The organism is Allobosea sp. P1_A7, from assembly GCF_056406775.1.
This window is the reverse complement of sequence record NZ_JBFTZN010000194.1, coordinates 1-18,104: the sequence shown is the minus strand read 5'-3', so window position 1 is coordinate 18,104 and position 18,104 is coordinate 1. Positions and strand designations below refer to the sequence as shown.

Here is an 18,104-nt window from a genome sequence, read left to right as displayed (position 1 = left end):
GCACGAGGTTCGCCCCGCCGTTCCGGGGGGAATAGCGGCGGGGCTCCCCAGGCCGTGACGGCGCCGGATGTGAACAACGCCACCACGCAGTAGCGAACCSCTGTCGAAACCMGCAGTTCCGGGCGGCGACTACTATTTCACTCGCTCAAGATTCTCCCGGTCCTTTCGACGCGGTCTCATCGAAACGTTGGACAGCRWGTACTGCCAAATCGACGCTTGGGTCCGCCCTCCACAACTCGGCGATGATTGAGGCCAGACGCTCGCGTTGGACGGGCTCGCTGAGCGGGTCGACCCTTGCTGCAATCTCGCTCCAAGCTTCATCAAAAGCCACGGCGATCCGAGCGAGTTCCTCTGGCGTGGCGACGATAGAACGGAACGGCATCGCAATCCCCCTGCGATGCTCACAGTTTATAATCCATCAAAAGAACGCAAGGATGAATTGGCCAGCCGGAGGCCCCGCCGTATGGCAGCGGCGGAGCCCGAGGCCGTGCGGGCGGTGGAGAGTGGTGGCCGGCACGCAGAGAAAACAAACTTGCCCCTCGGCTGTTCCGTCGACGAGGAACAAAAAAAGGACCCGCAGCGTCCTCACACAGCGGGCCAGTTCACCCCTCTTGGGTTGAGGTGTGAAACGCGCAGCGGCCCCTGCGGGTTCCGGGCGCGAGCGAAATTGTTTCATCGGCGCGGAACCGGCGATCGGCTCCATGAGTTGAGTCGAGGCAGGATGCGGTGCCTGCGTCGATGAACGCATTGCGATCGACCAGTCTGGGGGCAACCCTGGAGATGTGCCAGGCTCCTCACCTCGCGTCGTCTGGTCCCATCTCTTCGGTCGAGAGGTTCTCTCCGATTCCGGGGGAGTGGCTGCACGAATGCGAGGTCGAATATTTGCTCTCCCTCCCAGAGGCGAAGCGCGCCGAAATCCTCGACGGCGTCCCCGGCGCCGTGGACCGCAAAAGACAAGGCATCAGGGGCATGCGCGGCGAGGGCGTGGTTGCTGCGCTCAAAGTTCAGATCGAGCGACTGCGGCTCATCAAAATGAAGGGCTGAGTTTGGGCCCGCTGATCCGGCGGGAGCAGCGAGGCCCCAGGCCGTGCCCGCGCGCCGGCGTCTCAGGATTTCCTTCCTCTAATAAGCGCCTCCGACTCCAAAGAGGCCGCCAACTCTTCGTATTCCATAATCCGCTCGGCGCGTTCTGGCGCTTCCGACCGGGCCCAGAAATCGAGCCCGATCCACGCCAGCTCATAGGCCTCACAGAGAACGAGAATCAGACGTCTGTTCGAAGCCCGCACGCAAACCAGGCAGCCGCAGCATAAGACGTGTCAGTCCACGTTTCTGATCGGCGTCATGGCATTCACGAGCGCGTTCCGAAGTGGCCATCCTCCCACCAAGGTATTGGATCCTCTATTGGACTTGAGGGCGATGCCAGGAGAGGAAATAGGGCCCCGCCCTAGGGCAAATCGCAGCGGTTAGGTCGTGTGGCCTTTGAGGGGAACAGCGCGCCGTCCAAACGAATGGTACCGTAGTCAGTTCCTCGGCACAGGTTTTTCCCGAGCGTTGGTCGGGAACAAGCTCGTAAGCGATTTTTTGTCCGTCGCGCAGCTCGCGCAATCCCGCACGCTCCAAGGCGCTGATGTGAACAAACACATCCTGTCCGCCGTCGTCAGGTTGAATAAAACTAAATCMCTTGGTGGGATTGAACCACTTCACCGTTCCCGTAGCCATGGCTGTCCTCCTGAGCCCAAAAAAGGGCCCGCGGTGTCCTCCCACAGCGGGCCAGTCAGGGGTCATGGGTACTGTCGGCTGAACGCGCATGGAAACGGAGGGTTCCGCCAAAACGCAAAAAGGCTCGCCACCCTTTTCAGAGCAGCGGGCCGGTTTCAAGAGGAAGCACCAAGCTGAGCGGCCGGCTGACGCAGCGAGATACCTAAAAGGAACATAAGTACAAATTTGTTTTTAATGGCTTTCCCCAAGGGCCAGTTCCTTAGCCTGGCGCAACTCAAATGAAACGGCCTCGGCTGCCCGATGTCGATTCGTGAGTTTTGATTATGATTGCGGTGATGCTTGCCCTGGCCGTGGCTCAGCCGCCCTCGGTGTTTCGGTCCGACACCGACACTCATTTTGCATGGGGATGCCGACCATGTGGTCCCGGTATCAGACGCCGGGGCCATCGAGAGGCTGATCAAAAGTACCGGGGGACATGTCCAAAGCCATATCTATCCAGGCGAAGGACATGGACTTTCTCTCGCTAGTTGGCCGGATGTGATATCGAGAGCGCAGGCGTTCCTGCGCGAGAACCTCTGACGCTCGGCGGGAAAGGGCCGAACCCCCCGAGCTATGTGGAGAGATTCCCGGCTAGGAGGAGAGCCGTCAATGAAGATCGCGACCTACAATGTAAACGGCATCAACGGCCGCTTGTCGGTTCTTCTGCGGTGGCTCAAGCAGGACAACCCCGACGTAGTCTGTCTGCAGGAGCTGAAATGTTCCGATGATCGCTTTCCGGAGCGTGAGCTGCAGCAAGCCGGCTATGCGGCGGTTTGGCAGGGCCAGAAGAGTTGGAACGGTGTCGCCATCCTCGCAAAGCGCGGCCGCCCTCTTGTCCTGACGCGCCGGGGCTTACCCGGAGATCCCGATGACAGCCATAGCCGGTACATCGAGGCGGCGGTGAACGGGATGCTGATAGGGTGTCTCTATCTTCCCAATGGCAATCCCGCCCCTGGGCCCAAGTTCGAATACAAACTTCGCTGGTTTGATCGACTGCAAAGCTACGCCGAGGAGATACTATCACTCGACGTGCCGGTTGCGCTCGTTGGTGATTTCAATGTCATGCCGACGGCGCTGGATGTCTATGCGCCTGAGCGGTGGAAGGAGGACGCTCTCTTTCGCCCCGAGGTGAGGAAGGCATACGCCAAACTTCTTGAACAGGGGTGGGTCGACGCCGTCAGGCACCTCCACCCCCACGAGCGCATCTACACGTTTTGGAAATACTGGCGCAACTCGTTTGAACGCGACGCGGGACTGCGGATCGACCACTTCCTGCTAAGCCCCGCTTTGGCTGCATCACTCAAGCGTGCGGAGATTCGGCGTTCGCCGCGTGGCTGGGAGCATACCAGTGACCACGCCCCGGTCCTGATAGAGCTTGAATCCCCCCCGCCGTAGCTCGTTGAACTTGAAACAGATCGTTGCCAATTTCCCGCCGCCTTGCAGGAACCAAAGCCGTCACCATTTCGTTGTCCGCGCGGTGCCATCATCGCACCTGCCTGCTCTCCGGTTGGATGCGTTGCCGCGGATGTACCGGCCGCAGCCGACAGGAGGGCAAAGCCAGTTTCCCGGCGATGGCCGGAGCCGTCTAGTCCTGACGATAGTCAGAGGCCCGCCGTTCACAGAACGGTGGGCTTAATTTTTGAAGCGCAGAGCGAATTCCGGGGACGGGGACGTCCTGTGCTCACTTGGATTAGGCTCCCGTGTAGGGAGAATTAGCCCGAACTAAGCGAGTGTTCTCTTCCCTGAATGCATCCACAAACTCAGTAACCATGCGGCGTAGGCCGCAGTACGGCTATTTCGGGTCGTCCGATCTTGTGAGCAGGTGAGGATTGGCTTTGTAGATTTCGGCGAGGCCTTTGARCGTCTCGATGCCGAAGTCTGTGAACGCCATGACGCTGTCATCGCCTGGCCCATAGACCCAGACCACGCCGTCCTCCTGGTCCATTTCATTGGCCACGTCCCACAGCCAGTCCTCGTCCTCACCGAGCATTTCGGCGACGCGGGCAATGGTATGGACATGGTGGACCTTGTTAACCGGGGCCAATGTCAGGCCGCCGCCGCAGCGATGGCGGATGCTTTGGGCATCCAGTTCCAGGGCAGCAAGTCGTCGATCCGATGAGCTGGATGCGTGGCGATCCTGGCCAGAACGTCGGCGAGCCAGGCCTGAGGATCGACGTCGTTCATCTTGGCCGTGACGATGAGGCTGTACATGGCGGCAGCGCGTTGACCTCCCCGGTCTGACCCGCAGAACATCCATGATTTTCTTCCAAGAGCGATGCCGCGCAGCGCGCGCTCGGCTGCATTRTTCGACAAACACACCCGCCCGTCATCCAGGAACAGGGTGAAGGCTGCCCAGCGCTTGAGGATATAATCGATGGCCCTGGCGAGGTCGTGGCCGCGGGAGAGCTTGGCRCGCTGTTCGCGCATGTAGACCGCAAGCGCATCGACAAGCGGCTTGCTCAGGTCCTGGCGAACTGTCCSGCGCTCCWGCGCAYTCTTGCCGTTGATCGGCCGCTCGATCTCGAACAGGGCGTCGAYGCGGCGCACGACCTCGACCGCAAGGGGAGAGAGGGCGATCGTCTTCTTGCCCGCAGCCTGCCGCCGGGCGTTCTCCTCAAGATCGGCCATGGCGAAGAACGGGCGCCTGGCGTGAACCCAGCACCCTGCTTCCAGGATCCGCCCGGGACTTCGCTCAGGCAGATAGAGCTGGCGATACCCATCGAAGGCGTCGGCCTGGAAYAGCCCGGYATATCCGGCCARATGGGYTTGSGGATGCTCGCCCTTGCGGTCGCGGGAGTAATAGAACATCGCCGCCGGCGGCGATGCCCCACCGAACGGCCTGTCATCGCGGACGTAGACCCAACATCGTCCMGTATCGGTCTTGCCTTTGGCCAGAACCGGCACGGTGGTGTCATCGCCRTGCAGGCGTTCAGCCGCCATGACATGCGCTTCAACCCGCCTCAGAACCGGGTCGAGTGCCGCGCAGCCCGACCCCACGGCGTCGGCCATGGTCGAGAGGCTGACCGGTACGCCTTCCAGGGCATAGCGCTCGGCCTGTCGGTTCAAGGGCTGATGCTGGCCGAACTTCTCGAACAGGATCATCGCCAGCAGGTTGGCGCCGGCCCATCCCCTGGGGATCACGTGGAAGGGGCCCGGCGCCTGGCTGACCTTCTCGCAATCCCGGCAGGTGAACTTCTCCCGCACGGTTTCGATCACCTTCCATTGGCGGGGGACCGCTTCCAGAGTCCGGGTTACATCCTCGCCCAGCTTGCGCAGTCGGGTTCCGCCACAGCAGTCGCATGCCGTCGGAGGATCGATCACCACACGCTCGCGCGGCAGGTGATCGGGGAAGGTGTTCCGTTCGGGGCGCTTGCGGGTGAACCCTGCCACAACCGTGGCCTTGGCCACGGCAATTTCCGCAGCCAGCTCATCCTCGGTGGCACTCGCTTCCAGTTCCTCGAACTGCAGCGCCAACTGGTCGATGAGCCGTTGCGACCGTTCGGAGCGAGGGCCGTAGATCTGCCGCTCCAGCTTGGCGATCCGCAACTTTTGATGGGCGATCAAGGCCAGATCTTCGGACGCCTTCGCGCGCGCCACCGCCAGGTCCGCGGCCACGTCCCGCGTCTTCGCGCGCTCGATCGTCAGCGCCGCTTTCAGCGCGTTGATATCGTCCGGCAGGTCGGCAAGAGCGGCGTCCACGACAAGAAGTGAATCATGAATCCCACCCGCTGACTCCTAAAAAATGAAGCGTCCCGACCTTATCCGGCGCTGCTTGGCCGCCAGCTGTGCCGCGGGTTCCGCCAGTCGATACCGTCGAGCATATAGGCCAGCTGCGACGCCGAGATTGCGACCACGCCGTCGGCCGGCGACGGCCAGATAAAGCGGCCCTTCTCCAGCCGCTTCGCATAGAGCGACATGCCCAGGCCGTCGTGCCAAAGGATCTTGATCAGATCGCCCCTGGCGCCTCTGAAGACGTACAAATCGCCAGCGTGCGGGTCCCGGCCCAGCGCCTCCTGAACCTGAAGCGCCAGCCCCGTCATCCCCCGGCGCATGTCGGTCCGGCCGACCGACAACCACACCCGCACGTTCGACGGAACCGGGATCATCGCCGCCCAATGACAGCGACCACGCGGGCCAAGGCYGCACCATCGACGCTCGCATCGACGAGGATGCGCACGTCGTCAATGATGATTTCCATACGTCCGGCTCCAGCCGAACAAGCCGACCGCTCCAGCGCCGCAGCCGCCTCCGGGACAATGATCGCCGCCGCGAAGCCTGGCTCGTCTATCTCCGATAGGCGGCCTGCACGGGCCAGCTTGCGCCAGGCGAAAAGCTGGCTGCTCGACAGTCCATGCCGCCGAGCCGTCGAAGATGCCGCTCGGTGACCAGAATAACTCTCCGCGACGATCCGGAGCTTCTCTTCCGGCGTCCACCGCCGCCGCGAYCCCGTCGTGATCACTTCAAGCCGAGAGAGCTTCGGCATAGGCGTATGACTATCCATACGCCTATTTCTTCACTCAGCACGCGCCACCGCAAGGCGGCCCACGCCGAAGGGCTACCAAACTCACGCGCAATTCGTGAAAGTGGACGCACGCCCGGCTGGAACATCGCATAGCGATAATCGAGCCTGGGAAGGAACGGTTTCGCGATCAGTCCCACCTTCTGGAAATGCAGGCTGGTGACGACGTCGACGATGGTCACGCCGACGCCTTCCATGACCAGCGCGCAAGCGGTGCCGAAGAACTCGACATGAACGGCCATGCGCAGCCGCGCCGAATGCTCGGCGAAGGCGCGTTCGATCGCCTCGTGCAGGAAATGATCGGCATAAAGCGAGATGAAGGGGGCGTCGTCGAGATGGGCCGGCGTGATGACCGACTCGGCTGCGAGCGGATGATCGGCGGGCAGCATGCAGACGCAGGGGGACTTCGATCGTCTCGATGACGGGATAGGAGCAAAAGACCTCATTGGCCGGAATAGAAACCTCACTATCACTTCCTGATCCGTTCAGAGCCGTTGCGACGTCAGTGCCGAACTCTGGCCAAYCGACGCCCTAACCGACACTTTGGACTCGCGCGAAGGCTCGCCCAATCCTGTAGTGACATTCCCTGAGAAAAGGGCGCGTCGTCGACCCAGTGCCCGCGACGAAAAATAACGGCAGTTAGCGGCGGGGCAGTATTATAAAATCTCGTTGGGTGCCGAGAGCCCTCGAACGCTCTTCGAGGGGGATGCTCTCCCGCGCCTGCACCGACCCGGATTGTTCGATCCGCTCTCAGCTTCCACGCCGTCGCAGGTGCTCTCGCGAGGAAGCCGTTTCGGCCTCTGTCCGGATCGTCAATGTTGTAGAAGACTATCCCATCCGCGACATTCGAAAACTCTAAACAGTGCCATTGGCACCTGAGTCAAATTCTGAACAAACGTTCATGGAACCAATGGCTTAGCAGCCCGTTCTAATGTTCGGCGGGGGCCATTGGAGGTCGACATGATCAAGAAGATTATCCTGGTTTCTGCGCTTGCTCTTATGCCGGTCGGAGTTTTCGCGCAGTCGAATTCTGGTGCGGCAGGCGGCGCTGCGGCGGGTGCAGGAGCCGGAGCCGTCGGAGGCGCGATTGTCGGCGGTCCGGCTGGAGCGGCAGTTGGAGCCGTGGGCGGCGCCGTTGGCGGCGCGATCGTTGGCGGTATCGCGGCGGATCAGCGTACTGAATTCCGCACCTATGTGAGGGAACAGAAGGTGCCGTCGGTCGCCTACAAGGAGAAGGTTGTGGTCGGTGCCACTCTTCCGGAGACCGTCACTTACAGAGAGGTGCCGGCTCGCTATGGAAAAACCGAGTATCGCTACACCGTCATCAACGATCAACCGGTCCTGGTCGAACCCAAGACCCGCAAGATCGTCCAGATCATCGAGTGACGTCTTACGGCCCGCCGGAAACGGCGGGCCGCCACCAGAAGCTGCGGTCTTGCGTGCCTTGGTCGTATCCGCTTCACTTTGAACTCTAAAAGCTGATCGCTGCATAAAGCGGTGCTACGACGAACTAATCAGGCTTGCCCAAAACCTGCGCGACGGCGGCCGCGCTCGGCCCCGCTTTTTCTACCGCCATTTTCAATTGCTCGATGCTGACGCCCCACTTTTGCGTCCAGTACTTCACCTCGTGGGGTTCATTCACATTGATGCGCGAGCGGTCCTGCGCACCTCTTTTGGTGAGATCGTCCGGCATGGGAACCTCCTTGAATCCCATTGAACCTCGCTCATGGATCGAAGTTCCGAGTGACGGCGGCAGATGGCGCGAGGATGTTCTCGGAAAGACGGAACCGGACCCGCTGACTGATGTCCGCGATCCAGCTGGTGAGCGCCTAAATAGGCTGGTTACAGAGTGCGGGTTAGCGCAAAACATCAAATCGATCCTGCCCAAGCCGCTTGCACTCGGATTGGTCGGCCTTCTGTTCTTCGCGAACAGGACCAATATTAGAGCAACCCTGGCCGCCATGGGCGCGGCGGAGCGTTGGCGATTGGCGGTCCGTCCTAGTGGCTGACGCTGGTCTCACTTTCCTATGTCAGGGTTCTGCTCATAGTGAAGGTCGATTGGGCGACCGTCGGCCGAGCTATATCGCCAGGTCGCGAGCCTGCGCGATAACATGGACTGCTTCGTTGCCAACCGGCTTGTTCGAATCTTTGGGTGGGCCGCCACCCTGCTCCTGTCCGTCGCCGCGATAGCTACCGTGATTGTCCACTAAGCAACGCCGAATTAGCCCTCGCGTCAGGCGCGGCAGCGGCGTTGACGCTCAAAAGAATGCGAGGTCCGCAACATTATCGAGCGTATTGGCGTTGCTCCCCGCACGGAGGATATGCTGTTGCGGTATGAACGTGCGCTCAGGGGCGTGTCGCTAGCCTTCCTACTGGGCTTCCTGTCTGCGTATGCGATTTCTCGCCTTGAACGCTCCGACAGGAGCGCCCGGGACGATGCCTACGAGAAGAAGGTCGCGCATCGCACCAAGGCCGGAGAAAGTGCGGCCGTCCCGACCGAGATTCCAGCGAAAGGTTGGACTGACATTGCTCGTCGCACCTACCACGAGGTTGAGCGCGATCGGGTCTTGGCAGTTGCGGCAGGTGTGACTTTCTATGGGCTGCTCGCCCTGTTTCCGGCACTAACCGCATTTGTCTCGCTTTACGGACTCGCCGCCGATCCGAGCACAATCGCCGAYCAATTCAATATGCTGGACGGATTCTTGCCCGCCGGGGCGACGGATTTTCTTCGTGAGCAGGTTGGCCGTATTGCAGCTGGCGGCGAAACAAAGCTTGGTTTTGCTTTCGCAGTCAGTTTTGGCTTGGCCGTGTGGAGCGCAAACGCCGGAGTGAAAGCACTATTTGATGCCTTGAACGTCGCATATGGCGAAGACGAAAAACGGGGCTTTATCAAGCTGAACCTTGTGTCGTTGGTATTCACCCTTGGGATCCTGGTGTTCTCGCTTGCCGCCCTCGGAGCGGTCGCTCTCATTCCCGTAATCTTGGATTACTCCCAACTCGGCGTCGCTGCAGAATGGCTCGTTACATTGGGCCGCTGGCCAACCCTCATCGGACTTCTTCTTCTTGCGCTGGCAGTTCTCTATCGATACGGACCAAGCCGTGATGAGGCACAATGGGTCTGGGTTAGTCCGGGCGCCTGTTTGGCGGCCGTTGGTTGGCTGGTCGCGTCGATGTTGTTTTCTTGGTATGTGGCGAACTTCGAAGAATACAACAAAACCTACGGCGCAATCGGCGCAGTGATCGGCCTGCTCACCTGGATGTGGTTGTCCGCGACGATCGTTCTCGTGGGCGCCGAATTAAATTCAGAAGCCGAACGCCAAACCTATCTCGACACCACAAAAGGTGCGCCGATGCCGATTGGCATGCGTGGCGCCGATGCGGCCGATCGCAAAGGATGACCCAATATTTGTTGCTGAACGCTTTCAGCAGGACCAAGGGAACAGAGACGGGCGCAGGTCGTTACGCTCACATCGATTTTGCCGCCAACCTGGAGACCGTCATGGCCACGTCCAAGAGACAAACCGGCACCCGGCACCGTTCGACATCCCAAGGCGCCGAATTGGCTCAATCACTGAGGGGTTCTGGCAGCACCGTTTCAGACAATCTGCGTTCCGTGGGTGTCAATACAGACGAAATGGCAGAAATCGCTGAACGGCGCGTGACGGAACTCCAGGAAATGCTGATGGACGAGATTCGGGCTCGGCCTCTTAGAGCACTTGGCTGGGCGGCAGCCGCGGGCCTGGTGGTCGGCTTGTGGGCGGCGAAATAGCTCATGGGATCGCTGATAGCCACATTGGTTGCGCCTCTCGCCGCGGCGATCAAACAAAAGGTGATTGCCTACGCCCTCATGGTATGTGCTGTGTTGCTGGTTGTTTTTGCGACCGCCTACATTCTCGATGCGGCGCACAGCTGGCTGGCGTTTCGGTATGGCCCAATCAGCGCAAGCTTGAGCGTCGCAGGCGCCCTGCTCGTCACGGCGGGCGTTTGCGTCGGATTTGCATTCTATATCCGCGGGCGGCCGGTCTCGACGCTGCCTTACGCGCGTTTGCTTCGTCCCAAGTTTTCAAAGACCGGTGTGGCACTGGCCGCGGCCATTGCTGGTGGGCTGACTTCATTCACGGCTATCGCAAGCTCGAGGCGTCTAAGGTCAATATTGTCCGGCCGGCCTAGTCATAATCCCTAAGGCCGCCCGAGCAGACTTAGTTGGGTTTAACCAAAACGACGCGGGCATCATTCGATCCTCCTAGGACGCGCACGGTTGCTCTCGCGGACCGCTTGATGCCGTCGCATGCTCCACGGTTTGTGATGGGCGCGGTGATATTCGCAGACGCTCGGCACTCGACATAGGCCACCTGTTACGCGGATCATTCAGCTTTCGATCGCAGGGAGCGGAGCTATGGCTGGTCCGTTGAGGACACTGCCATCTGGTGCGAACTGGGAACCATGACAGGGGCAGTCCCAGCACCGCTCAAAAGAGTTCCACTGCAAGTGACAGCCAACGTGCGTACAGGCCGCTGATCGTTCAAATAACTTCCCCTTCTCATCGCGATACGCGGCGATCTTGGCTAGGCCGCGCCGAATGATTGCCCCTTGTCCGGGAGCCAATTCGTCGACCGAGCCAAGCTCACCCGGCGCCAGATACGACGCAGCATTTGCGAGGAGCGTTGCGTTCTCTGAAAGGAAGCGCACCGCTGCCTTGAGACTTGTCCGGACCAGCGATGCGTTTCCTCACCGAGATTTGGCACCAACATCCGAATCCAGGATTCGAGAGCCACGAAACGCGCGGGCGCGTTGTCCGCTGCACCCGTTTTATGATCCTCGCCACCGACGATGAGGATGTCGCGACCATCGACGCCGGAAGTCAGGCGCACGTAGTGATAGGGATCGAGCGTGTCCCAGTACAACTGGTCTTCCACCTCTCCGCGCTTGAGGTCGAACGCCATCGCATAGGTGCGGTACGGAGCTTGTTTGGTGTGAAAGCCTACCGTCTGATGGATCGGCGAATTGGTCGCGACCACAGCGTGCGGGGCCATTATGTGGTGGCCATTCGCCAGCGTCACCTTAACGAGGTCGCCTTCTTCGTGGAGCTCATCGACTGCGGTGTTTGGATGAAGACGTCCGCCCTTTGCTTTGATCGCGTCGCAAAGACCATTCAAATATTTTAGAGGATGAAAGGTCGCCTGGTTGGGGTAACGGAGATAGGGCGTCGCCGCGAGTCCGCGGAGCGGGAGTCCTTTGTCGCGATTGACGGCGACCTTTAATTTTTTGGCGGCATCGATTTCATCTTGCAGGACGCTCTCCTCGCTCGTCGGGTCGAGAAACAGGATGCCGTCGAGCCTCCGAAATTCACAATCGATGCTTTCTTTGGATTGGATTGTCTCGATCCGATCGACCCCAGCGCTCTGGCTGTCCTGGAACGTGCGGGAGAGTTCCGTCCCTCGCATTGAAATCAACCCAGCCAGGGAGTCGTCGCAAATGGGCGCCAGATGGGCTGTCGTTCGTGCGGTCATTCCGCCGGCAATCGCACCACGGTCCACAACGGCAACAGATCGTCCACGTTGCAGAAGCTCGTAGGCCACTGACAGACCGGCGATGCCGGCTCCGATTACCACCACGTCAATGGTGAGGTCCTTACTCAGCGATTTGGCATGGCTGGCAACCTTCACGTCCATCCAGACCGAACGGCTGTGCTCCTGCAACGCGTTCATCGGTAACCTCCACGCTCTGGGAGCAGGAACGTCACCCGTCGCATTTGGTTCGGCAGCCCGACGAAATCGATTCCTCCTTCGTCCCCCGCATCATCGCCGCTAGAGCTTCACACAGACACCGAGATTGTGCGTGCACGGGACCGCCCAAACCGGCGGGCATAAGCGTTGGCCGCGAACACGTGATCGAACTGGAACAATCCCCTGCCCACGAGGTTCGACCTGTCTCAGGAAGCCTACCCAAACCAGGGAGACAGCCATGGCGGACGCCAAGACCCTCAACGACATGTTCATCGACATGCTCAAGGACGTTTATTACGCCGAAAAGCAAATTCTTCGCACACTTCCGAAGATGGCAAAGGCAGCCAAATCCCAGGAACTCAAGGCCGCATTCGAAAAGCACCGGGATGAGACGGAGGGACAAATCGAACGTCTGGCGCAGGTCTTTGAGATTGCCGGCAAAGCAGCCCGCGGCAAAACCTGCGACGCGATTCTCGGCATCATCGAGGAAGGTAAGGCGGTGATGGAGGATTATGCCGGCAGCCCCGCCATGGACGCAGGCCTGCTCGCGGCGGCCCAGGCCGTGGAGCACTACGAAATCGCCCGGTACGGAACGCTGAAGGCCTGGGCCGGACAGCTTGGCCTTAAGGATGCAGTGGGCCTGTTGGATCAGACTCTCACCGAAGAATCGAAAACCGACGAAGCGCTTTCGAAGCTCGCTGCGGGCTCGGTCAACGAGTCAGCCATGGCGAAGGCCGCGTAGCCAATAATTTGGGGGCCCCGATATCCGGGGCTCCCGCCCTGACAATCAAGTAAGGCGATGCGCGATGGCAAACTATGAGGATTCACTGGTCGAACTTGGGAGGGGCGCCTCGTTGTTCACCCGCCTTTCCCAGACCACGGCCCGTTGGGCGGGAAAGCCGCAAACATTCTTCGTGGCGCTCGGGGCCATTGTCATTTGGGCGATGTCGGGCCCGATTTTCGGCTTCAACGACACCTGGCAGCTGGTGATCAATACATCGACTACGATCGTGACCTTCCTGATGGTCTTCATCATCCAGAACAGCCAGAATCGAGACACCTGCGCCATGCAGATCAAGCTGGACGAACTGATCGTTCGCCTCGAAGGGGCTCGCGAGGAACTCCTCGACCTCGAAGAGCTGGACGAAGAGAAGCTCGAGGCGCTTCGCAATGATTTTGAGCGACGTGCCGAGCGTGCCCGCGCGCGGACCAACGGCTAATCAAGAAGGACTGTACCCGAGATAAAAATGAGAAGGGGGAGACCCGCCGCATGTCATTCGCGGCGTCGAAGCATGGTACTAGCCATCACCTGAAGACGCGTGCGCTCCGATATTCAGTTTGGACGGGTCGCGGGCCGGATGTGAGATTACAGGCCCCGACGCCCCCGTACCAAAAACGATGTTGGGGACGTTGCCGCTGGCGGTGATTGCAACAGTTAGTATCCCCCCGCCCCTGACAGAGCCTTGATTGAAACTATCCGCAGCTCGCCGGTTAGCGTGTTACACCGGTAGGTGGAACACGCTTGCGGGGAAGGGCCCCGCCCCACCCCGCACTCTTCCTACCAGCGCTCGGAATAATGCCGCCGGTAGCCGTAAGCGGGAGCCCAAGGCGGTGGGCCACCATGCCGACGACGGTACCCATAACCATCGTCGTAACGATCACGCCGGTAGTAGCGATGCCGTTGTTGGTGATACTAGATCTCTGCCATCCGATGATCGCGGTTAGGGCGAGTGTATTCCGCTGGCAGCGTGTGCAATACTCCCGCCGCGGGAAAAGCTTGAGGCACCGCGTTGGCCATCGTGACGGCGGCGCCAGGGAGTTCCGCTCCATGCAGATAGTCTTCTATGCCCGCGTCTCAACCGCGGATCAGACCATTTCCCATCAGGAGAAGCAGGCGCGGGATGCCGGCTTCGCCATTGACCGGGTGGTGGCGGAGCATGGGGTCTCCGGCGTCAGCACCCCACTTGCGGAGCGGCCGGAGGGCAGACGGCTGTTCGATCTCTTGCGCGCGGGGGACGTGCTGGTCGTCCGTTGGGTGGACCGGCTGGGCCGCAACTACGCGGACGTGACCGAGAGCATCCGGGAGTTGATGCGACGAGGCGTCGTCATCAAGACCATCATCAACCGCATGACCTTCGACGGCGCCACGGCGGACCCGATGCAGCAAGCCGTCAGGGACGCTCTCATTGCCTTCATCGCGGCGTCCGCACAGGCGCAGGCAGAAGCCACCAAGGCAGCGCAGGCGGCCGGTATCGAGCATGCGAAGGCCGGCAATGGGAACGCCTACAGGGGCCGCAAGCCAAGCTTTACCCCGGCGCAGATGAAACCGTACGGGACCTGCTGGCGCAGGATGCGGGGATCAGCCTCATCGCCAGGACGACGGGCCTGTCCCGGCAGGCGATCTACCGGATGAAGGATGATCCCGCAGAGGCAGAGGCGGCGCTGGCGAAGTGGGGCATTTAGCGCCCGGGCCGAGATCAGGGCGCGCGAGATCGACGGCTTGATCGAACTGCCCCGGCCGCTCAAGCCCGGCGATCGTGTCCGGATCGAGCGCGTCCCGCTCGCAGGGCTCGCCGGTCTCTATGCGGGGCAAGAGCCAGCCGAGCGCGTGCTGGTCCTGCTGACGCTGCGCGGCAGATCGCGTTGCCTACGGCTAACGTCGTGGCCGTGCAAGAATTCAGGTTGTGTAGCGGACGCAGGCGGATTGAAGCTCGGCAGCAGGTCACGACCTGTTCCCGACAATCGCATTGCCGGCTTCAGGCGGTCTAGTAATTGGTCCGACAAAAAATTTCAGTCGGTGATATGAGCAGTATGCGACCGCAATCCGCGGCATTCGCGCAACAGGCCCTTGAAATATATGGGTCCGCACTCGCGCCAATCGCGCCCACGTAAACATTTTGTAGATGTCGCTGGCGCTTTCTCTGATCATCACACGAGACTCGTTACGCCGTAGCCAAATTCGATTCTGACTTCTGACTTCTGACTGAGCTCGCAACGCGATCATCGTGATCACGCCGCGGGCTACACGTAGGGGGCGGGTATGGGTTGGGGGCGTGTGCTGCCGGGCTCCGGCGCGAACGATCGAAGGCGTTGGCTTGTCGCGCTATTTACGCGGCGCCCGGCGTGGCCGGCACACGGTTGCGGATTTGGCTCGTCCACGGCGCTGGCGACGATCGCGCTTCTCTTAGCGTCCACGGGTTCGACACACGCCCAGACCAGCACCTGGACCGGACTGTTGACCTCCAATTGGTTCGTGCCTGGCAACTGGCTTGGCGGTGTTCCCCAGCAGACGCGCGACGCAGACATTAACACTTTGACGCCGAATTCGACGGTGGTTGCAACCCCCGGCGCAATAGCCCGGAATTTGTCCGTCGGTCCAAACGGGACCGGGATGCTTACAATCCAGACGGGCGGGACAGTAGCCAACTCCCTCGGGACAATCGGCAATCTACCGGGCGGGCTGGGCACGGTGACGGTAACCGGAGCGGGCTCCAGCTGGTCGAATGCGGGAAGTGTCGTGGTCGGCGGCCAGGGCACCGGCACGCTTACCATTCAAGACGCCGGCGCGGTGACGAGTGGGGGCGGCTCAGTCGGGTTGGCTGTCGGCTCGAACGGTAAGGTGACGGTGACCGGCCCGAATTCCAGCTGGACCAACGGAATAAGCGGTGGGCTCAATATCGGCAGTTTAGGCACGGGCACCCTTACGATCGAGAATGGCGGGAGGGTCATCAATATTACCGTCGATAACGCCCCCAACATCGGCAATGGTCCGGGCTCGCAGGGTATGGTGACGGTGACCGGACAGGGCTCGACCTGGATCAATTCTCTCGAGTTGAACATTGGCAATTTTGGAACTGGCGCGCTCACGCTCGCGGACGGCGGCGCAGTTACCGCGCCTACTGTTGTGATCGCGGCGAGGTCTGGAGCGGTTGGGACCCTCAACATCGGCGCGGGCTCGGGTAATCCGGCGGCTGCCCCCGGCACGCTCAACGCGCCGAGCCTCGCTTTTGGCGCTGGCGCCGGTACGATTAACTTCAATCACACATCCGAAAGCTACGTGTTCGCGCCGGCGATCAGCGGCAATGGCACGGTCAATGTGTTCGCGGGCACCACCACGCTGACCGCTGCCAACACCTACAGCGGACCGACGAACATCAACGCGGGTACGTTGCGCGCAGGCGGGCCGAACACGTTCAGCCCAAATTCTCCAGTGACGGTCGCAAGCGGCGGAACGCTCGATCTCAATGGCTTCAGCCACACACTCCCGAGCGTTGCTAATGCCGGCCTTGTGAACATGGGCACTGGCACCGCGCCGGGCACGCTCCTGACGACGCCCAGCTATACGGGAAGCGGCGGCACGATAGGGCTGAACACTGTCCTCGGAACTGACGGCTCGCCTTCCGATCGCCTCGATGTCGGCTCGGCAACCGGTAATTCGCTTCTGAGCATCGCCAACGCGGGCGGGTCCGGCGAACTGACGACGGCCAACGGCATCCAGGTGGTCCGCGCGGTGAATGGAGGAAGCACCGCCGGTGCCTTCGCGCTCGGCGGCATCGTCGCGGCTGGCGCATATGAGTATCTCCTGTTCCAGGGCGGCGTGACGCCCGGCACCGAGAATGACTGGTTCCTGCGAAACCAGCTCATCCCGACGCCCCCAGGCGTGACGCCCCCGGTCGGCCCCACGCCCCCCGGCGTGATACCGCCCGGAGTGACGGCTCCTGACACTCCGATCCCTCTCTTCCGCCCCGAGGCGGCCCTCTACACACTGTTGCCGGGCGTGGCGCGCCAATTGGGCCTGGCGACGCTCGGGACCTTTCACGAGCGCCAGGGCGATCAGGCCATGCTGCTCGGCTCGGGCGCGCTTCCGGGCGCCTGGGGCCGCGTCTTCGGCCGCCGTGCCGAGGAGCGTCGCTCAGGCCTGCTCTCGCCCGAGATGAAGGGCAATATCGGCGGCTTCCAGGCCGGTCAGGATCTCTTCGGCTGGGACAATAACGGCCATCGCGACCGGCTTGGCCTGTTCMTCGGCTTCGCCAGTGCCGACGTCGATGCTCGCGGTTTCGCTCTCGCCCAGCAGCGGGCGCTGGTCGGCAAGCTGAGGATGGATGCAACCAGCCTCGGCGCCTACTGGACCCATGTCGGTCCGTCACGCTGGTATGTCGACGCGGTGCTGCTGGGCTCCTGGTTCGATGGCGATCCGCGCTCGACCCGCGGCGTCGGGATGAGCGCCGACGGAACCGGTCTCACCGGCTCGCTCGAGGCCGGTTATCCGATCCAGATCGGAGCCGGGCTGTCGCTCGAGCCGCAGGCGCAGCTGATCTGGCAATCGGTCTCGTTCGGAACGGAGCGCGATCGGTTCTCCGCGGTCCGCTTTTCGCCCGACGATGCGCTCACCGGCCGGATCGGCGCACGGCTCACCGGCGATTGGACGATGGGCGGGATGACGCTGAAACCCTATCTCCTCGCCAATCTCTGGCGCACGTTTTCCGGCAGCGACACGGCAACCTTCAACGTCACGCCGATTACAACCGGCTTCGGCTACAGCTCGCTTGAATTCGGCGGTGGCGTCGCGGCCCAGGTGATGTCGAACGTCGGTGTCTACGCGGCGGCGAGCTACACCAGCAATCTCGGCGGCGACCATCGCCGCGGCATCAAGGGAAATCTCGGCCTGCGTGTCACCTGGTAGGCGTGGCGCCTGCCGACACTTCAAACGCAGGTCATACTGCTGGCTCCGAGCCGGCGCGGGCGTGATCGGGAAAATGACCCGCGGGTGAGCTTCGCAGGAGCGCCAAACCCGGCCGTCCCTACGTTTCTTCAGATGAGTTTCCTGCAAGCGGACCCTGTAGATGTCGGCAATGGCCCAGCTCCGGGCCCGGATACCGATCCTCAAATGTCTCAAATGGGTCGAGGCTGTCGTCTCCGGAAATAGTGATGACGCGCCGCCAATGTCTGAGTTGGGTGGAGGCTGTGTGAAAAGAGCCGAGTCGGCTAGGATTCCTGGAGGTGATGCTCCGGGAGCTTAGATGAAGCGCTTCGTTGAGAGTGAAGACCGTCGGCAGGGTGTCCTGCTTCCCGAGTATCTTGACGACTACGTGTCGGAGAAC

The 18,104-nt window shown here is 61.3% G+C and carries 16 protein-coding genes and 3 pseudogenes; 11 read left to right on the top strand and 8 right to left on the bottom strand.

Translation table 11 applies throughout. The features are described from left to right. Window positions 1–738: 738 nt before the first annotated feature. Window positions 739–1,044 (top strand): DUF7696 family protein, encoded by a 306-nt coding sequence (locus AC1D34_RS26480; protein ID WP_476825792.1) that lies wholly within the window; start codon window positions 739–741, stop codon window positions 1,042–1,044. A 477-nt stretch (window positions 1,045–1,521) separates the two neighbouring features. Here the strand turns inward: AC1D34_RS26480 and AC1D34_RS26475 are convergent. Continuing rightward, window positions 1,522–1,719 (bottom strand): annotated as a pseudogene (locus AC1D34_RS26475) (cold-shock protein); the annotation flags it as partial. Window positions 1,720–2,058: 339 nt separating this feature from the next. Here AC1D34_RS26475 and AC1D34_RS26470 point away from each other — a divergent pair. Both AC1D34_RS26470 and xth read left to right on the top strand, forming a co-directional pair. Then, on the top strand, window positions 2,059–2,298 hold the full coding sequence (locus AC1D34_RS26470) for an alpha/beta hydrolase family protein (protein WP_476825791.1): 240 nt from the start codon (window positions 2,059–2,061) through the stop codon (window positions 2,296–2,298). A gap of 69 nt (window positions 2,299–2,367) precedes the next feature. Continuing rightward, complete coding sequence (gene xth / locus AC1D34_RS26465; protein WP_476825790.1) at window positions 2,368–3,153, top strand: exodeoxyribonuclease III; 786 nt, start codon at window positions 2,368–2,370, stop codon at window positions 3,151–3,153. 397 nt (window positions 3,154–3,550) lie between these two features. Here xth and AC1D34_RS26460 read toward each other — a convergent pair whose 3' ends face one another. The 5 genes from AC1D34_RS26460 to AC1D34_RS26440 are packed head-to-tail and all read right to left on the bottom strand — an operon-like array spanning window position 3,551 to window position 6,723. After that, window positions 3,551–3,748, bottom strand: a complete 198-nt coding sequence (locus AC1D34_RS26460) for a hypothetical protein (RefSeq protein ID WP_476825794.1) — start codon at window positions 3,746–3,748, stop codon at window positions 3,551–3,553. Between the two features lie 56 nt (window positions 3,749–3,804). Next, entirely contained in the window at window positions 3,805–5,457 is a 1,653-nt protein-coding gene (gene tnpC / locus AC1D34_RS26455; RefSeq protein WP_476825789.1) for an IS66 family transposase, read from the bottom strand. Window positions 5,458–5,516: 59 nt separating this feature from the next. Continuing rightward, complete coding sequence (gene tnpB, locus AC1D34_RS26450; protein ID WP_441493345.1) at window positions 5,517–5,864, bottom strand: IS66 family insertion sequence element accessory protein TnpB; 348 nt, start codon at window positions 5,862–5,864, stop codon at window positions 5,517–5,519. Continuing rightward, window positions 5,861–6,241, bottom strand: coding sequence for an IS66-like element accessory protein TnpA (tnpA, locus tag AC1D34_RS26445; RefSeq protein WP_441493346.1), 381 nt, complete (start codon window positions 6,239–6,241; stop codon window positions 5,861–5,863). The genes tnpB and tnpA overlap by 4 nt, the downstream gene beginning before the upstream one ends. Then, on the bottom strand, window positions 6,214–6,723 hold the full coding sequence (locus tag AC1D34_RS26440) for a LysR substrate-binding domain-containing protein (RefSeq protein ID WP_476825793.1): 510 nt from the start codon (window positions 6,721–6,723) through the stop codon (window positions 6,214–6,216). Before AC1D34_RS26440 ends, tnpA begins: the two co-directional genes overlap by 28 nt. Window positions 6,724–7,237: 514 nt before the next feature. Here AC1D34_RS26440 and AC1D34_RS26435 point away from each other — a divergent pair. After that, complete coding sequence (locus AC1D34_RS26435; RefSeq protein WP_441508923.1) at window positions 7,238–7,663, top strand: DUF1236 domain-containing protein; 426 nt, start codon at window positions 7,238–7,240, stop codon at window positions 7,661–7,663. Window positions 7,664–7,787: 124 nt separating this feature from the next. Here AC1D34_RS26435 and AC1D34_RS26430 read toward each other — a convergent pair whose 3' ends face one another. Beyond that, window positions 7,788–7,970: a DUF3606 domain-containing protein gene (locus tag AC1D34_RS26430; RefSeq protein WP_441508924.1), complete on the bottom strand. Its 183-nt coding sequence runs from the start codon at window positions 7,968–7,970 to the stop codon at window positions 7,788–7,790. Between the two features lie 628 nt (window positions 7,971–8,598). Here AC1D34_RS26430 and AC1D34_RS26425 point away from each other — a divergent pair. From AC1D34_RS26425 to AC1D34_RS26415, 3 genes are read left to right on the top strand one after another with little or no spacing between them, the layout of a single operon-like run. Beyond that, window positions 8,599–9,675, top strand: a complete 1,077-nt coding sequence (locus AC1D34_RS26425) for a YihY/virulence factor BrkB family protein (protein ID WP_476825788.1) — start codon at window positions 8,599–8,601, stop codon at window positions 9,673–9,675. Further along, complete coding sequence (locus AC1D34_RS26420; protein ID WP_441508966.1) at window positions 9,672–10,046, top strand: hypothetical protein; 375 nt, start codon at window positions 9,672–9,674, stop codon at window positions 10,044–10,046. The genes AC1D34_RS26425 and AC1D34_RS26420 overlap by 4 nt, the downstream gene beginning before the upstream one ends. A gap of 3 nt (window positions 10,047–10,049) precedes the next feature. Beyond that, complete coding sequence (locus AC1D34_RS26415) at window positions 10,050–10,460, top strand: hypothetical protein (RefSeq protein WP_441508965.1); 411 nt, start codon at window positions 10,050–10,052, stop codon at window positions 10,458–10,460. Between the two features lie 185 nt (window positions 10,461–10,645). On the opposite strand, the pseudogene AC1D34_RS26410 reads toward AC1D34_RS26415, so the two are convergent. Beyond that, window positions 10,646–11,985, bottom strand: a pseudogene (locus AC1D34_RS26410) (FAD-dependent oxidoreductase). Between the two features lie 256 nt (window positions 11,986–12,241). On the opposite strand from AC1D34_RS26410, the gene AC1D34_RS26405 reads away from it, so the two are divergent. From AC1D34_RS26405 to AC1D34_RS26390, 4 genes and pseudogenes are all read left to right on the top strand, one after another. Continuing rightward, window positions 12,242–12,745, top strand: a complete 504-nt coding sequence (locus tag AC1D34_RS26405) for a YciE/YciF ferroxidase family protein (RefSeq protein ID WP_441508963.1) — start codon at window positions 12,242–12,244, stop codon at window positions 12,743–12,745. A 64-nt stretch (window positions 12,746–12,809) separates the two neighbouring features. Continuing rightward, the gene (locus tag AC1D34_RS26400) at window positions 12,810–13,223 is read left to right on the top strand and encodes a low affinity iron permease family protein (protein ID WP_441508962.1); all 414 of its coding nucleotides are present in this window, start codon (window positions 12,810–12,812) and stop codon (window positions 13,221–13,223) included. A gap of 608 nt (window positions 13,224–13,831) precedes the next feature. Next, a pseudogene (locus tag AC1D34_RS26395) lies at window positions 13,832–14,466 on the top strand (recombinase family protein). 928 nt (window positions 14,467–15,394) lie between these two features. Further along, entirely contained in the window at window positions 15,395–17,686 is a 2,292-nt protein-coding gene (locus tag AC1D34_RS26390; RefSeq protein WP_476825787.1) for an autotransporter family protein, read from the top strand. Window positions 17,687–18,104 lie beyond the last annotated feature (418 nt).